Consider the following 15,817-nt stretch of genomic DNA (forward strand, 5'->3'; position numbering starts at 1 on the left):
CATGGCTGCCACCCTCACCGCGGGGGCTCCGGCTCGTCCGCGCAAGCTGCTGGCTTCGCGCCGGACGCGGGTCGGGATCCTGTACGCGCTTCCCGTTGTCGTGTATCTGCTGGTGCTGTTCGTCTACCCGATCTTCTCCACGCTGCTGCTGAGCCTGAAGGACGCCGACGGCTCCTTCACGCTGCACTGGTACGCCGACGCCCTCACCGGGGTCAATCTGTCGGTGCTGTTCACCACGCTGCGGATCTCCGCCGAAACAGCCGTGCTGAGCCTGGTGTTCGGGTTCGTTCTGGCCCAGGCCATCACCCGGCTCAAGCCCATCCTGGCCGGCTTGGCGATGCTGGTCGTGGTCGTCCCGCACTTCGTCTCCGCGCTGGTGCGCACCTACGGCTGGATCATCATGCTCGGTGACAAGGGCCTGGTGAACGAGACCCTGACCGCCATGTCGGTCCCCGGAGCGCCGTTCCAGCTGCTCTACAACGAGTTGGGTGTGGTCATCGGCACCACCTCGATGATGCTCCCCTACACGGTGCTGCTGCTGTATGGGGTGATGCGCGGGGTGGACCGGCGGCTGCTGGCGGCCGCGTCGAGTATGGGCGCGGGCAAGGTGACCATCTTCCGGCGTATCTATCTGCCGCTGGTCGCCCCGGGTCTGGCCAGTGCCGGGCTGCTCAGCTTCATCCTCTCGCTGGGCTACTACATCACCCCGGCCCTGATGGGCGGACCGAACCAGACGATGATCGCCACCCTCATCAACCAGCAGGTCACCAAGGAGAACCAGTGGAACGGGGCGGCCGCCCAGGGCGTGATCCTGCTGGTCCTCACCCTGGCCGGACTGCTGCTGGTGAAGGTCGTCACCTCGCTGGGTGCCAGCCGTAAGAAGAGGAGCGCGTGATGATGGAACTGCGCAAGACCCTCGCCGGCCGCATCGCCCTCACCGCGGTCGCCACCGTGATCCTGTTGTTTTTGGCGCTGCCGATCGTCGTCATCCTCGTCACCTCCTTCAGCAACAACGCCTTCGCCTCCTTCCCACCCGAGGCATGGACGCTGAACTGGTACAAGGCCCTGTTCGCCGACGGCAGCAAATGGCCCGCCGCACTGTCCCTGTCCGCACTGGTCGCTGCCCTGAGCACCGTGTTCTCCCTCATCATCGGAGTGACCGCGGCGACCGGCCTGGTCCGTAGTGAACTGCCGCTGCGCTCCGCGGTGTTCGCCCTGGTCCTGGGGCCGCTGGTCATTCCGCAGATCGTCACCGCGCTCGGGCTGTTCCTGTTCTTCGAGCCGGCCGCGATGCTGGGCAGCCCCATCGCGATCGCGCTGGGTCACACGGTGCTGGCCGCACCGATCGCGGTGCTGATCCTGATCGCGACCCTGCGCGGCATCGACGAGCGCCTGGAGGACGCCGCCGCCAGCATGGGCGCCGGGCGTCTCACCATCGCCCGGAAGATCACCTTCCCGCTCGCGGCACCCGGCATGATCGCGGCAGCGATCTTCTCCTTCATCACCAGCTTCGACGAGTTCTACATCTCCCAGTTCCTCTCCTCCGTCGACACCGTCACCCTTCCCGTCCAGGTCTACAACTCCCTCACCTTCGAGATCGACCCCAGCGTGACCGCCGTCAGCGCGATCCTCATCGCCTTCGCCATCCTCGCGCTCGGCCTGGTGGCCCTGGTGCGCTGGCTCGGCTCCGGACGGCAGGACTCCCTGCTCTCGGTCGAGAACACCGTCGGCGTCGCCAACCCGGGAGGCGAGGCCGTATGACCACCGCCGCCGCTCAGTTGACCGCGGCCACCGCTCAGCGGCACCTGCTGCTGCACATGACCGCCAACGGATCGCTCGGCGACGAGGGCGAAGACCTCCTCGTCGTCCAGCGAGGGGAGGGCCCGTACATCGACGACGCGGACGGCAGGCGCTACATCGACGGCCTGTCGGGGCTCTACTGCTGCCAACTCGGTTACTCCTACGGCCCCGAGTTCGCCGAGGCTGCCGCACGGCAGCTGCGCGAGCTGTGCTACAGCCCGCTGTGGACCGGATCCGCGCACCCCTCGGCCATCGAACTCGCCGAGCGGCTGTCCAGGATCGCCCCCGTCGACATCGAGCACACCTTCTTCTCGAGCGGCGGCGCAGAAGCCGTCGAGACCGCCTGGAAGATAGCCCGCCGCTACCACGCCCTGCGCGGCGAGCCCGGCCGCACCAAGGCGATCGCCCGGCGCGGCGCCTACCACGGCCTGACCGTCGGAGCGCTCTCGCTCACCGACGACCCCGGCCTGACGGAGCCGTACGGTCCGCCGGCGATCGACACCCGGTTCGTCTCGAACACCAACCGCTTCGGTCTCGCACCGGAGTTCGCCGACGACGAGGTGTACACGGCCTGGCTGCTCGCCGAGCTGGAGGCGACGATCCTCACCGAGGGGCCCGAGACCGTCGCGATGCTCATCGCCGAGCCGGTGCAGAACCGGGGCGGCTGCATCACCCCGCCCCAGGGGTACTGGCAGGGGTTGCGGGCGCTGGCCGACCGGTACGGCTTCCTGCTCGTCGCCGACGAGGTCATCACGGCCTTCGGCCGGGTGGGGGAGTGGTTCGGCGGCGACCTCTACGGGGCCCGCCCGGACATGGTCACCGTCGCCAAGGGCATCACCGCCGGGTACGCCCCCCTGGGCGCGACCCTGGTCGGCACCAGGATCACCGAGGTCATCAACCGGCCCGGCGCGGTCCTCAACCACGGCTACACCTTCGCCGGACACCCGCTGAGCACGGCCATCGCCCTGCGCAACCTGGAGATCATGGAGCGGGACCGCGTCCTGGACAACGTCCGCGGTCTCCAGGGCGACCTGGCCAGGCGCATGGGTGCCCTCAAGGACCTGCCGATCGTCGGCGACGTCCGCGGCACCGGCTTCTTCTACTCCTGCGAACTCGTCGGCGACCTCGACGACGGCGCTTTCAGCGCCAAGGCCCGAACCGAGCTGATCGCCGACCTGATCCCGCGCCGACTGCGCGAGGCCGGACTGCTGGCCCGCGTCTACAACCGCTCCGCGCCGCTGGTTCAGATCGCGCCCCCGCTGATCAGCGACCGCGCCGTCCTCGACCGTATCGCCGCGATCATCGCGGGCGTCCTCGCCGAGGCCTCGTCCCGCATCTGATCCACGTATTGGGAAGGAACCACATGTACTCCATCGGTCCGCTGACCGTCGCTCCGGGTGAGCGTGCTCATGGCCTCATCCCCGTCGGCACCAGCAGCTACGGCGTGGAGCTCGGCATACCGTTGATCGTCGTCAACGGCGTCCAGGACGGCCCCGTCCTGTGCGTGGACGCGGGCGTGCACGGCGACGAGTACGACGGCCAGGAGGCCATCCGCCGCGTGCTCGCCGAGATCGACCCGGCCACGCTGCGCGGTACCGTCGTCGGTATCCCCTGCCTGAACACCCCGGCGTTCGAGGCGGCCGCCCGCGCCAGCGGCATCGACCACCTCAACCTCAACCGGATCTTCCCGGGCGACGCGGAGGGCTCGTACTCGCAGCGTCTGGCCGCCACCTTCGTCGAGCAGGTCGTGCCGGCCGTCGACGCCGTGGTCGACCTGCACACCGGCGGCGCCTACGGCGAGATCGCCCCGCTCGTCATCCTCCAGGGCGGCTACGAGGACCTCGCGACGGACCTGGCGCTGGCCGCCGGGCACGAGCTGGTCTGGAAGGGCGGCAAGTGGGGCGGCACGGTCCGCCATCCCGTCCTCGAGGCCGGCAAGCCCGCCATCACCATCGAGTGCGGCGGCGCCACCTACCGCGAGACCAACGTCGAGCACCACATGAACTCGATCCGCAACATCCTGCGCAGCCTCGGCCTGATCGACGGCGCGGCGCAGCTGCGGGACACCTACACCACGGTCTCCGGCACCTTCGCCCGGTCCGCCTCCGGCGGCTTCTTCGTCGCCTGCGCCGAGCCGGGGGAGACCTGCAAGGAAGGCGACCTGATCGCCACCATCACCGACCACTACGGCACCACGCTGGAAGAGGTCACCGCGCCGCAGGACGGCATCGTGCTCTGGGTCCGCCGGATCCGCACGGTCCGCCCGGGCGACGAGGTCGTCATCTTCGGCGAGGTGCTGGGGGAGATCCAGCCATGAGCGGCGAACTGCCACCGACCGGACTGCAACTGACCGAGCTGCTGATCGACGGCAAGCAGGTCCCGGCCGCCGACGGACGCTCCTTCACCGTCCTCGACCCGTCGAACGACACGGCCATCGCCCAGGTGGCGCTGGCCGGCAAGGCGGACGTGGACCAGGCGGTGGCCGCCGCGCGCGCGGCCTTCACCGCTCCCGAGTGGGCCCGGATGCGGGCCGCCGACCGGGGCCGGATCCTGTTCCGCATCGCGGAGGCGATCCGCTACCAGGGCGAACGGCTCGCCCGCCTGGAGAGCCAGGACGTCGGCAAGCCGCTTCGCCAGGCGAAGGCCGACGTCGAAGCGGCCGCCCGCTACTTCGAGTTCTACGCGGGCGTCGCCGACAAGCTCGGCGGTTCGACGATCCCGCTCGGCCCCGGCCTGATCGACTACACCGTCCGCGAGCCGGTCGGTGTCTCCGGCCACATCATCCCGTTCAACTACCCCCTGCAGAACACCGCGCGCGGCTCCGCCCCGGCGCTGGCCGCCGGCTGCACGGTCGTCCTCAAGCCGTCCCCCGAGGCACCGCTCACCCCGCTGGAGATCGGCAGGATCGCCCTGGAGTGCGGTCTTCCGCCGGGCGTGCTGAACGTCGTCCCCGGTGACGGCGAGACCGGTGCCGCCCTCGCCGGCCACCCGGACATCGACCAGGTCACCTTCACCGGCTCGGTACCGACCGGCATCAAGGTCGCCCAGGCCGCCGCCGCCAACGTGGTGCCCTCGGTCACCGAACTGGGCGGCAAGTCCCCGGTCGTCGTCTTCGCCGACGCCGACTTCGACCTGGCGCTCGGCGCGGTCGCCGCCTCCGCGTTCGGCAACGCCGGGCAGACCTGCTCGGCCGGTACCCGGCTGCTCCTCCAGCGCGGCGCCGAGGAGTTCCTGGACAAGCTCGTCGCGCACGCCGCCTCCCTCAGCATCGGCCCCGGTCTCAGCGACCCGGACGTCGGCCCTCTCGTCGCCGCACGGCAGCGGGACCGGGTCCTCGGCTACCTGGAACTGGCCCGCGAGGAAGGCGCCGTGGCACGGGCCGGCGGAGGCGCCCCCGCCGACCCCGAACTGGCTGACGGCTACTACGTCCAGCCGACCGTCCTCACCGGCCTCGACAACCAGGCCCGGTGCGCCCGCGAGGAGATCTTCGGCCCCGTCGTCACGGTCATCGAGTTCGACGACGCGGGCGAGGCCCTGGAGATCGCCAACGACAGCCCGTTCGGCCTGGCCTCGTACGTGTGGACCCGGGACATCGACAAGGCCATGCGGATGGCCGAGGGCATCCGGGCCGGCCAGGTCTATGTCAACGCCACCGGCGTCGGCACCGGCGTCGAACTGCCCTTCGGCGGCTACAAGCACAGCGGCTGGGGCCGGGAGAAGGGTCTCGAAGGCCTGGCCAGCTACCTGCAGACCAAGAACGTCTGCATCGGGTTCGGGAACCGGTCATGAGATACCGGACGCTCGGAGAGCGCGGTCCGACCGTCTCGGTCGTCGGCGTGGGCGGCAACAACTTCGGCGCCCGTCTCGACGAGGAGGGCACCAAGGCCGTCGTCCACGCCGCGCTCGACGAGGGGATCACCCTGTTCGACACCGCCGACATGTACGGCGGGTCCGGCGAACGGGGCGGCTCCCGCGGCGACGGCGAACGGCTCCTCGGGGCCGCGCTCAAGGGCAGCCGTGACCACGTGGTGCTGGCCACCAAGTTCGGCATGGAGATGAGCCGGGAGGCAGACCTGTACGGACCGCGCGGATCCCGCGCCTACATCCGCTACGCGGTGGAGGCGTCACTGAGCCGGCTCGGCACCGACCGGATCGACCTGTACCAGTACCACGAGCCGGACGGTGTCACGCCGCTGGAGGAGACGGTCGCCGCGCTCCAGGAACTGGTCCACGAGGGCAAGATCCGGTATGTCGGCTGCTCCAACCTCCCGGCGGAACAGGTCACGGACGCCTTCGTGTCCACTCAGAACCGTTACCACCTGCTCGACCGCGGAGTGGAGCAGGACCTGATCCCCGCCTGCCTGCGCCACGGCGTAGGTCTGCTGCCGTACTACCCGCTGGCCAACGGCCTGCTCAGCGGCAAGTACCGGCGCGGCGAAGAGCCCCCGCCCGACAGCCGGCTGTCCTGGCGGCAGGGCTGGCTCACCGATGCGGCCCTCGACAAGGTCGAGGCGCTCACCGAGTACGGCGCCGAACGCGGCCTGACCCTCCTCCAGGTCGCGGTCGGCGCACTGGCGGGCCTCCCCGCCGTCGGCTCCGTCATCTGCGGAGCCATGACACCCGAACAGGTCACCGCCAACGCGGCGGCGGCCGACTGGATACCGAGCCCGGCCGACCTGGCCGTACTCGACGCGATCGTCGCCCCCGGCGGACGCGTCGTCTGAAGCCCCCACCCCCTCTGAAAAACCGCGAGAGACCAAGGCTGGACACCATGCGAGAGATCGTCACCTTCGACGCCTATGCGACCCTGATCAACTTCGAGCTCGGCCCCACGACCCTGAAGGTCCTCGAGGACCGGCTCGATCTGGACAACCTGGACGTCGACGAGTTCCTCGACGACTTCCGCGTCATGCGCTTCCAGGCCGTCCTGGAGGCCTACCGCCCCTACCACGAGGTCCTGCACTCCAGCCTGCGCAACGCCATGCGCCTGCACGGCCTGGAGTACCGCGAGACCGACGGGGAGGCCCTCGTGGACGCCGTCCCCACTTTCGGCCCCTGGCCGGAGGTCCCCGCGGCCCTGCGGCAGCTGAAGACCAAGTACGAGATCGCCATCATCTCCAACTCCGACGACAACCTGATCGCGCGGAACGTCAAGAACATCGGCGTCGATTTCGACTACGTCATCACCGCCCAGCAGGCCGGTGCCTACAAGCCGGACCGCCAGACCTTCAAGCATGCCTTCCGGACCATGGGTGTCGAGCCGTCGCAGGTCATCCACGTCGCGCAGGGCTGGGAGTACGACCACATCCCGACCCGCGACCTGGGCCTGAAGCGCCGGGTGTGGATCAACCGCTACGGCCGCAAGGGCAGCGCCGACTACCAGCCGTACGACGAGCTGCCCGACCTGTCGGGCCTGCCGAAGCTGCTCGGCTGCTGACCGACGGCGCACCGGCGAAACAGACCGAGAAGACAGAGGACGCACGCCATGAAGCAGATCCCCTACTGGATGGACACTGCCCCCGCCCTGCCCGACCGTTCCGGGAAGGACCTGCCCGACGAGGCGGATGTGGTCGTGATCGGCGGCGGCCTCACCGGCCTGTCCACCGCTTACCACGCCGCCCGCAAAGGTGCCCGGGTCATCCTCGTCGAGAAGGACCAGGTCGGTTCGGGCGCCTCCGGCCGCAACGGCAGCCACTGCAATCCCGGCATCACCATCAGCCCGGCCCAGGCCCGCAAGCGCTACGGGCAGGAGCGCGCCCGCGAGCTCTACGACGCGTTCCGCGACGCTGTGGACGTCGTCGAGGAGATTGCGGTCAGGGAGAAGATCGACTGCGACTTCCACCGTGCCGGGCGCCTCGGCGCGATCTGCAAGCCCCAGCACTTCGAGGGCCTGCAGGCCAAGCAGCGCGACCTGGCCGAGAACTTCGGCCACGAGACGGTCGTCCTGAGCAAGAGCGAGCTGCGCGCCGAGCTGGGCACGGACTACTACCACGGCGCCCTGCTCGACCCGCTCGGCGCTGCCATACACGTGGGCAAGTTCGTCGTCGGCCTGGCAGACGCCGCCGAGCGTGCCGGCGCCGAGATCCACGAGCGCAACGCCGCCACCGGCCTCACCCGCCTCCCTGGCGGCGGCTTCATGGTGGAGACCATGCACGGCACCATCCGTGCCAAGCAGGTCATGGCGGCGACGGATGCCTACACCGACCAGTCGATGCCGTGGTTCCGCAAGCGGCTGATCAACGTCGGCAGCTTCATCATCGTCACCGAGCCGCTGGGGGAGGCGCGCGCCAAGGAGCTCATCCCCAACGGCCGCCTGCTGGTCGCCCAGAAGAATGTCGGCAACTACATCCGCCTCACCCCGGACAACCGCCTCGCCTTCGGCGGCCGGGCCCGCTTCGCCCCGTCCAACCCGGCCTCCGACATCAAGAGCGGTGACATCCTCAAGCGGGAGATGACCGAGATCTTCCCGCAGCTGGCGGGGGTGCGCATCGACTACGTGTGGGGCGGCATGGTCGGCTTCTCCTGGGACCGCATTCCGCACGCGGGCGAGGTCAACGGCCTGTACTACTCCATGGGTTACTGCGGACATGGCGTCCAGATGGCCACCTACATGGGCCGCGCGGTCGCCGAGATGATGGACGGCAATCCCGAGGCCAATCCGATGCGCGGCTTCGGCTTCCCGAAGGTGCCCGTCCCCTTCTACAACGGCACTCCCTGGTTCCTGCCGTTCGGCGGCGCCTACTACAAGGCGAAGGACCGTCTGCTCTGAGCAGGTACCGACGCCGGTGACACCACGGGGGCCTTGCGCGCGGTGACGCGGAAGGCCCCCACCCCGCCTCCCGAGACAAGGCCTCCAGCCTCATGAACAGCGTGACCCGCATCGAGCACGACCTGCTCGGTGACCGGGACGTTCCCGGCGACGCGTACTGGGGTGTCCACACCCTGCGCGCGACCGAGAACTTCCCCATCACCGGGACGCCCATCTCAGCCTACCCGCACCTCATCGATGCCCTCGCGGCCGTGAAGGAGGCAGCCGCTCTCGCGAACGAGGAGCTCGGGCTGCTGGAGCCGGCGAAGGCGGCGGCGATCGTCGCCGCGTGCCGGGAGATCCGTTCCGGCAAGCTGCACGAGCAGTTCGTCGTGGACGTCATCCAGGGTGGTGCCGGCACCTCGACGAACATGAACGCCAACGAGGTCATCGCGAACCGGGCGCTGGAGTTGCTGGGCCATGCCAAGGGCGAGTACCGGTACCTGCACCCCAACGAGGATGTCAATCTTGGTCAGTCGACGAACGACGTCTACCCGACCGCGGTGAAGATCGCGACGGTGTTCGCGGTGCACGGCCTGCTCAAGGCGATGGCAGTGCTCCAGAACACCTTCGCCCGCAAGGCCGTCGAGTTCCGCGACGTGCTCAAGATGGGCCGTACGCAGTTGCAGGACGCGGTGCCGATGACGCTCGGCCAGGAGTTCTCGGCGTTCGCGGTCATGATCGACGAGGACCGGTCCCGTCTTGCCGAGGCGGTGGAGTTGATCCATGAGATCAACCTGGGTGCCACGGCGATCGGCACGGGGCTGAACGCCCCTGCCGGGTATGCCGAATCGGCCCGCCGTCACCTTTCCGACATCACCGGACTGCCCTTGGTCACCGCGGCGAATCTGGTGGAGGCGACGCAGGACTGCGGGGCGTTCGTGCAGATGTCGGGTGTGCTCAAGCGGATCGCCGTGAAGCTGTCCAAAAGCTGCAACGACCTGCGGCTGCTGTCGTCCGGGCCGCGTGCGGGTCTCGGTGAGATCAACCTGCCGCCGGTGCAGGCCGGTTCGTCGATCATGCCGGGCAAGGTGAACCCGGTGATTCCCGAGGTCGTCAACCAGGTCGCCTTCGAGGTGATCGGCAACGACGTCGCCATCACCATGGCCGCCGAGGCCGGACAGCTCCAGCTCAACGCCTTCGAGCCGGTCATCCTGCACTCGCTGTCGGAGTCCATCACGCACCTGCGGGCCGCGTGCCTGACGCTCGCCGACCGTTGCGTGGACGGCATCACCGCCAACACCGAGGCACTGCGGCGGAGCGTGGAGAACTCCATCGGGCTGGTCACCGCCCTGAACCCGCACATCGGGTACACGGCGGCCACCGACATCGCCAAGGAAGCCCTGGCCACCGGCCGGGGGGTTGCCGAACTCGTCCTGGAGAAGGGCCTGTTGCCCGCCGGGCGGCTCGCCGATCTCCTGCGCCCGGAGGTTGTCGCGGGCCGCGGCCAGGTAGTGGTCTGACGGGAATGAAGATGAGACTTGAGAACGTCAATGCCGTGATCACCGGAGCGTCGAGCGGGATCGGTCAGGCGGTCGCGTCCCACTTCCGTCGCGAGGGTGCCAACCTCCTGCTCACGGGGCGGCGGTCCGAGCCGCCTGAAGAGCATCCGGACGAGCTCTACCTCGCGGGAGACCTGAACGACGAGGACTTCGTCGCCCGGCTCGCCGCCCGAGCGGCGGACCACCTCGGGGACGTCGGAGTGGTCGTCCTCTGCCATGGGCTCCAGGCGTCCGGCCCGCTCACGGACATGACCTACGACGCCGCACGCGACGTGCTGCACAGCAACCTTCTGAGTTCGTTCCTGGTCATGAAGCACCTGATGCCGCTGGCTCCCGAGCAGGGAGCGTCGATGGTGTGCGTCAGCTCGCGCCTCGGCATGGTCGGCATGCCGGACCAGACCCTGTACTCCGCCGCCAAGGGCGGGCTCATCGCGCTGGCCCGCGGCGCCGCCATCGAATGGGCGCCCCGCAACATCCGCGTCAACGTGGTCGCGCCAGGTCTGACGATGACGCCGCTCATCGAGGCCGCGTTCCAGCGGCGTCCCGACCCCGCTGCCTATCAGCGCCTCAGGGAGGACTCCATCCCGCTGCGCAGACTCGCCACGCCCGAGGAGGTCGCCGACGCCGTTCTCTTCCTCGCCTGCCCGGAGTCGTCGTACGTCACCGGTGCCGTACTGCCCGTGGACGGCGGTTACACGGCGTTCTGAGCCCACGGCGCGGGCGTCGGGCAGGCCCAGCCTACGCGTGCTGATGGAGCCGGGCTTTAGGTGACGGTAGATCTGGAAGGTGATCTCGAGGGTCTTGTGGCCCATCAACTCGGCGACGTCGGTGATGGGAATGCCGTGCGTGAGGCAGTTGGAGGCGACCTGCCTGCCGGAAGGCGTCCGAACAGCCGGCTGGCTCAGGCCGGCGCGGCTGGCGATTCCACAGTGCGGCTTTCTGTGGGCGGTTGTGGCAGGATTCTTGCTGACCTGATGCTGATTTTGCTGACGCATCGTCAGGCTGGGGTGAGTGGCTCCTTTTTCCCAGCTTCGGCGCTTGTGTAGGCGTTTGCAGGTTCGGTGGCGCCCGGACCGATGCTGACCTGGCCGTCGGTCGAGTCAGGCGTTGCGGAAGGGCAGCGTCGCTCACACTGCCGTCTGGTGGAGATTGCACACGATTCCGATGTCGCCGCTGTCTGTCGGCACTGCCGCTCGTCTCCGATCCGAAAAGCGCCGCGCGGAGAGTGACCACCAGGTTCTTCGTCTCCCGGCGGTACAGATATGACACGTCGCTGACCTGCACAGTAGCGGCCATGTGCGGCTCATTGGGGCGTCATCGCGTGGAACATCATCGGCCTGCTCGCTGGCGCCATCGCCAAGGCTTTGATGCCGGGCAAGGACCCGGCGGCATCATCATCACCATGCTCATCGGCATCGTCGGCGGTCTGCTCGGCGGTCGGCTCGGCAAGGTCATCTTCGGCGTCGACTCCATCGGCGGGTTCATCGATCTCGCCACCCGGATCGCCGCGATCGCCGGCTCCGTCATTCTGCTCGCCCTCTGCCGCCTCATCACCGGCAACCGGCATTCGCACCGTCACGCGACCCACTGAAGGCGCAACTCTTCCGGACACACCTGGACGACTCCCTTCCTGTTCGCAGGACGGAGCCGTCAGCGTGTACGGCCGGCCCCCGTGGCCCACCCGCCGGTTGCCGTCGTCCGGGGTCCACCACGTCCTCCCACCTTCCTCGCAGGCGCCTGTGAGGAAGGTGGCATGATCGTGCTCCTCGTGGGCAGGCGACCGGCGTGAACTGCGCCCCGGCCGAGCTCGTGTCACGGGTGAGCTCTTGCCTGGTCCAGGCCGGCTTTCAGGTGCTGGGCGAGGCGGACAGCGGGATTCCGGGGCTGCGTGTGACCGAGGTGTCCGCGGGCGCGCTGGTCAGCTGGACGGCCTCGGACGGGTTCACCGCGCTCGCCCGTGACCAGGCAGGCCGTGCGGCGAGCAACGACAGCATGAGAATGATCGTGCAGACCGCGGTAACAGGGCTGCTGGTACAGCTCGGACACACCGTCACCGACACGCCTGATGGCGGTGGCTTGGTGGTGCTCGCCGAAGCGGTCCTGCCACGGGGCGACACGGGGAGCTAGGGACCGGCCACCCGACGCACCGGGCGCTGGCAGTGTGCGTATGCGGGGGAAGTCGGCGTCGCTCGCGGCGCTCCCGGCCGGCGGCGCCACCCCGCACGCCGGCGCCGTGCCCACCCCGACCGCTTCCCGCCGAATTCGCCCCTGTGGTGCCCCACTTCACGGCAGATCGTCAGGGAAGGCGGTGAGGCCGACGGGAGCGCAGGCTGTTACTGGGGGCGGCGTCCGGTGATGTCCCCGCCGGGGTCGTCGGGTAGGGCTATGCGGGCGGTGATGCGTTTGCCGACCGGCTCCCGCTGGGCCTCGAAGCCCTGGGCGACGGCCATGACGATCTCCAGCCCGTGCTGTCCGACTCTGTCCGCATCGGCGGCCCGCCCGCTGGCAGGACGGGATCGCTGTCCCACACGACCACTTCCACGACGGCGCCCATGACGCGTGGATCCATCAGGCGGGGCCAGGGGCGTACTTGCGGGCGTTGGTGACCGGCTCGCTGACCACCAGCTGGGTCAGGTCCATCGCGCGAGCGGACACCGGCAGGCCGTGCTCCGCCTGGACACCGGTAAGGAATTCCACCGCCCGGTGGCGCACTCGCGTTCGCCGTAGCGTCGACGCAGGCTACCGGCGCACTATCACGCCGGGGCCTTGAGTCCCATCAGCGAGCGCAGTCGAGGAAACGGTGGCGGACACCCACTGAGCAGCCCGGCCCGGCCATCTGTCGATCGACCACACCACCGTCGACGGCATCCGGTTGGTCACCCTGCGCGGCGAGATCGACCACGCCGTCAAGGACATGCTCAGCGAGGCCCTCCCGTCCTACGACGGCGCGGTGCCCCTGCGGACTGTGGTGGACCTCAGCGGCGTGACCTTCATGGACTCCAGCGGCATCAAGGCGACTTCGTCGCCGCCCACCAGGCCGCGAGTGACGATCAGGGATGGCTGCGTATCACCGGCGCCCAGGAATCGGTGCTACGGCTCCGTGAGATCGCCGGCCTGGACGAGGTCATCGGCCGCCATCCCCCCGTCGACCAGGCCCTGACCTCCAGACCCGCGCCGTTCCCGGCCACCGCGTTTCTACTGGGACCGGGAACGGCAGCCGCTGCGGCGTGGTCATCCCACAGTCTCGCAACTGCGTTTCCTGGGCGGCAGCGGCCATTTCCCCGGCCGTCGCGCAGCGTGCCGGTCGGCAACTCTTCCTGAGACGTCAAACTCCGAGTGAATCAATATCTGTTCCCCAGGGATCAGATTTTGGGGGGCCGGGCAGCGGGAGTTTTTGCCGCGAAGAGCAGAGTGGAATTATCCACCGCACACGGGCCGCTCCGGCGTGCTACTGTCTATCTCAGTTGCAGTTGTGGTTCCCGAAACTTCAAGTGCCCCACCAGGCTTCTGCCGGTCGGGAGCATTTTTGTATTTCCGGTCATTTCCGGGCGGGGTAATCATCGCGGCGACACGGCGTCCGCGCGGTGCGGATGCCGATGCACTGCCCCAAAGGAGATATGACATGGCTGCTGGTACCGTGAAGTGGTTCAACGCGGAAAAGGGCTTCGGCTTCATCGAGCAGGACGGTGGCGGCGCCGACGTGTTCGCCCACTACTCGAACATTGCCGCGCAGGGCTTCCGTGAGCTGCTCGAGGGCCAGAAGGTGAACTTCGACATCGCGCAGGGCCAGAAGGGCCCGACGGCCGAGAACATCGTTCCGGCCTGACGCTCACGCGCAATCCGTAGCTGGGGCCCGCATCCTTCGGGGTGCGGGCCCCAGCTGCATGCGTATCCCGCAGCGGCTTTCACCCGCGGGACGCCCCCGGAGGAATCCGCAGTACCACCACAAGCGGTTCCTCCCTCAGGACGCGGACGCATCCTGAGGTGCTGCACCGCAGCCGGCGCCCGGATCTCAAGGTCCTAATCGCGTCACCCATTTCAGCACCTGCGCCCACGGATATATCCGCCGGCCAGATCTGCATTCTTTTGCCACCGGTCCATACTTGTAATTCTCCATGCCGTTCATCGCAGCGGGAATTCCTTGATATGTGCCACATCGAGGAAGGTTCCGCATGAACCGCACGTACACGAGCGACCGCCCCACCCCCACCCGTGACGGCCGTGCCGGCGCCGGAAGGGGCGGCAGCGGCTACGGCTCGCAGGCACCGCGCCGTACCGGCGCCCCCGTCCGCTCCGGCGGTTTCGGCCGTCGGCCCGCCGCGATGCGAGGTGAGTTCGCGCTACCCAGGACGATCACCCCCGCGCTGCCCCCGGTCGAGGGCTTCGCCGAGCTCGACATGCCGGAGCAGCTGCTGGCCGAACTCGGCAGGCAGGGTGTGACCGTGCCGTTCCCGATCCAGGGAGCGACGCTGCCGAACTCCTTGGCGGGCCGTGACGTACTGGGCCGCGGCCGCACCGGGTCCGGCAAGACGCTGGCCTTCGGCCTCGCCCTGCTCGCCCGCACCGCCGGACAGCGTGCCGAGCCCCGCCAGCCGCTGGGGCTGATCCTCGTACCCACGCGTGAGTTGGCGCAGCAGGTGACCGACGCGCTGACCCCGTACGCCCGCTCCGTGCGGCTGCGGCTGGCCACGGTGGTGGGCGGCATGTCGATCGGCAGGCAGGCCAGTGCGCTGCGCGGCGGGGCCGAGGTCGTCGTCGCGACCCCGGGCCGGCTCAAGGACCTCATCGACCGCGGCGAATGCCGGCTGAACCAGGTGGGCATCACCGTGCTGGACGAGGCCGACCAGATGGCCGACATGGGCTTCATGCCCCAGGTCACCGCGTTGCTCGACCAGGTGCGCCCGGAGGGGCAGCGGATGCTGTTCTCCGCCACCCTGGACCGCAACGTCGACCTTCTGGTACGCCGCTACCTGACCGACCCCGTCGTGCACTCCGTCGACCCGTCGGCCGGTGCGGTCACGACGATGGAGCACCACGTCCTGCACGTCCACGGCGCAGACAAGCAGGCCGCCACCACCGAGATCGCCGCCCGCGACGGCCGCGTGATCATGTTCCTGGACACCAAGCACGCCGTCGACCGGCTGACCCAGGACCTGCTCAACAGCGGGGTGCGGGCCGCCGCGCTGCACGGCGGCAAGTCGCAGCCCCAGCGCACCCGCACGCTGGCGCAGTTCAAGACGGGTCACGTCACCGTGCTGGTGGCGACCAATGTCGCGGCGCGCGGCATCCACGTCGACAACCTCGACCTGGTCGTCAACGTCGATCCGCCGACCGATCACAAGGACTACCTCCACCGCGGCGGCCGTACCGCCCGCGCCGGCGAGTCCGGCAGCGTCGTCACCCTGGTCACGCCGAACCAGCGCCGAGGCATGGTCCGTCTGATGTCGGCCGCCGGAATCCGGCCGCAGACCACCCAGATCCGCTCGGGCGACGAGGCCCTGAACCGGATTACCGGAGCTCAGGCCCCGTCCGGTATCCCGGTCGTCATCACCGCACCGGTGGTCGAACGCCCCAAGCGCAGCGCCACGTCCCGAGGCCGCCGCCGCCCCGCCTCGGCGACCAGGCGCACCCCCGTACGCCAGTCCGGCTTCGGCACGGTGGCCTAGAACTTTCGTGATCAGGAAGCCGGCCCATCTCTGCAGGAGGC

The 15,817-nt window shown here is 69.1% G+C and carries 14 protein-coding genes and 3 pseudogenes; 15 read left to right on the forward strand and 2 right to left on the reverse strand.

Annotated features, from left to right (window positions below; all coding sequences use genetic code 11):
- Nucleotide 1 precedes the first annotated feature (1 nt).
- The 10 genes from BJ965_RS35330 to BJ965_RS35375 all read left to right on the forward strand — a co-directional run bounded on the left by BJ965_RS35330 (nucleotide 2) and on the right by BJ965_RS35375 (nucleotide 10,817).
- Complete coding sequence (locus tag BJ965_RS35330) at nucleotides 2–895, forward strand: ABC transporter permease (RefSeq protein ID WP_184914892.1); 894 nt, start codon at nucleotides 2–4, stop codon at nucleotides 893–895.
- Nucleotides 895–1,761: an ABC transporter permease gene (locus BJ965_RS35335; protein ID WP_184914895.1), complete on the forward strand. Its 867-nt coding sequence runs from the start codon at nucleotides 895–897 to the stop codon at nucleotides 1,759–1,761. Before BJ965_RS35330 ends, BJ965_RS35335 begins: the two co-directional genes overlap by 1 nt.
- Nucleotides 1,758–3,140 carry an aminotransferase class III-fold pyridoxal phosphate-dependent enzyme gene (locus BJ965_RS35340; protein WP_184914898.1) on the forward strand — a complete coding sequence of 461 codons (1,383 nt, stop codon included), beginning with the start codon at nucleotides 1,758–1,760 and terminating at the stop codon, nucleotides 3,138–3,140. Before BJ965_RS35335 ends, BJ965_RS35340 begins: the two co-directional genes overlap by 4 nt.
- 23 nt (nucleotides 3,141–3,163) lie before the next feature.
- A complete protein-coding gene (locus tag BJ965_RS35345) occupies nucleotides 3,164–4,117 on the forward strand; it encodes a succinylglutamate desuccinylase/aspartoacylase family protein (protein ID WP_184914902.1) in 954 nt (317 codons plus the stop codon).
- Nucleotides 4,114–5,589, forward strand: coding sequence for an aldehyde dehydrogenase family protein (locus BJ965_RS35350; protein WP_184914905.1), 1,476 nt, complete (start codon nucleotides 4,114–4,116; stop codon nucleotides 5,587–5,589). The genes BJ965_RS35345 and BJ965_RS35350 overlap by 4 nt, the downstream gene beginning before the upstream one ends.
- Nucleotides 5,586–6,524, forward strand: a complete 939-nt coding sequence (locus BJ965_RS35355; protein WP_184914909.1) for an aldo/keto reductase — start codon at nucleotides 5,586–5,588, stop codon at nucleotides 6,522–6,524. Before BJ965_RS35350 ends, BJ965_RS35355 begins: the two co-directional genes overlap by 4 nt.
- 47 nt (nucleotides 6,525–6,571) lie before the next feature.
- Complete coding sequence (locus BJ965_RS35360) at nucleotides 6,572–7,237, forward strand: haloacid dehalogenase type II (protein WP_184914911.1); 666 nt, start codon at nucleotides 6,572–6,574, stop codon at nucleotides 7,235–7,237.
- Nucleotides 7,238–7,285: 48 nt separating this feature from the next.
- On the forward strand, nucleotides 7,286–8,569 hold the full coding sequence (locus BJ965_RS35365) for an NAD(P)/FAD-dependent oxidoreductase (protein WP_184914913.1): 1,284 nt from the start codon (nucleotides 7,286–7,288) through the stop codon (nucleotides 8,567–8,569).
- A 92-nt stretch (nucleotides 8,570–8,661) separates the two neighbouring features.
- On the forward strand, nucleotides 8,662–10,071 hold the full coding sequence (aspA, locus tag BJ965_RS35370) for an aspartate ammonia-lyase (protein ID WP_184914918.1): 1,410 nt from the start codon (nucleotides 8,662–8,664) through the stop codon (nucleotides 10,069–10,071).
- A gap of 11 nt (nucleotides 10,072–10,082) precedes the next feature.
- Complete coding sequence (locus tag BJ965_RS35375; protein ID WP_184914922.1) at nucleotides 10,083–10,817, forward strand: SDR family NAD(P)-dependent oxidoreductase; 735 nt, start codon at nucleotides 10,083–10,085, stop codon at nucleotides 10,815–10,817.
- A 39-nt stretch (nucleotides 10,818–10,856) separates the two neighbouring features.
- On the opposite strand, the pseudogene BJ965_RS39665 reads toward BJ965_RS35375, so the two are convergent.
- Nucleotides 10,857–10,973: pseudogene (locus tag BJ965_RS39665) on the reverse strand (tyrosine-type recombinase/integrase); the annotation flags it as partial.
- Nucleotides 10,974–11,477: 504 nt separating this feature from the next.
- On the opposite strand from BJ965_RS39665, the pseudogene BJ965_RS35385 reads away from it, so the two are divergent.
- Nucleotides 11,478–11,701, forward strand: a pseudogene (locus BJ965_RS35385) (GlsB/YeaQ/YmgE family stress response membrane protein).
- A gap of 194 nt (nucleotides 11,702–11,895) precedes the next feature.
- The gene (locus BJ965_RS35390; RefSeq protein WP_184914929.1) at nucleotides 11,896–12,237 is read left to right on the forward strand and encodes a hypothetical protein; all 342 of its coding nucleotides are present in this window, start codon (nucleotides 11,896–11,898) and stop codon (nucleotides 12,235–12,237) included.
- 206 nt (nucleotides 12,238–12,443) lie between these two features.
- On the opposite strand, the pseudogene BJ965_RS35395 reads toward BJ965_RS35390, so the two are convergent.
- Nucleotides 12,444–12,822, reverse strand: a pseudogene (locus BJ965_RS35395) (ATP-binding protein).
- A 160-nt stretch (nucleotides 12,823–12,982) separates the two neighbouring features.
- Between BJ965_RS35395 and BJ965_RS35400 the strand changes: the two are divergent.
- From BJ965_RS35400 to BJ965_RS35410, 3 genes are all read left to right on the forward strand, one after another.
- Nucleotides 12,983–13,270: an STAS domain-containing protein gene (locus BJ965_RS35400; protein ID WP_313667523.1), complete on the forward strand. Its 288-nt coding sequence runs from the start codon at nucleotides 12,983–12,985 to the stop codon at nucleotides 13,268–13,270.
- A 462-nt stretch (nucleotides 13,271–13,732) separates the two neighbouring features.
- Nucleotides 13,733–13,936 carry a cold-shock protein gene (locus BJ965_RS35405; protein WP_003973099.1) on the forward strand — a complete coding sequence of 68 codons (204 nt, stop codon included), beginning with the start codon at nucleotides 13,733–13,735 and terminating at the stop codon, nucleotides 13,934–13,936.
- A 346-nt stretch (nucleotides 13,937–14,282) separates the two neighbouring features.
- On the forward strand, nucleotides 14,283–15,776 hold the full coding sequence (locus BJ965_RS35410; RefSeq protein ID WP_184914932.1) for a DEAD/DEAH box helicase: 1,494 nt from the start codon (nucleotides 14,283–14,285) through the stop codon (nucleotides 15,774–15,776).
- Nucleotides 15,777–15,817: the final 41 nt, after the last annotated feature.

Origin of the sequence: Streptomyces luteogriseus, assembly GCF_014205055.1 — a bacterium.
GTDB classification, from domain to species: Bacteria; Actinomycetota; Actinomycetes; order Streptomycetales; family Streptomycetaceae; genus Streptomyces; species Streptomyces luteogriseus.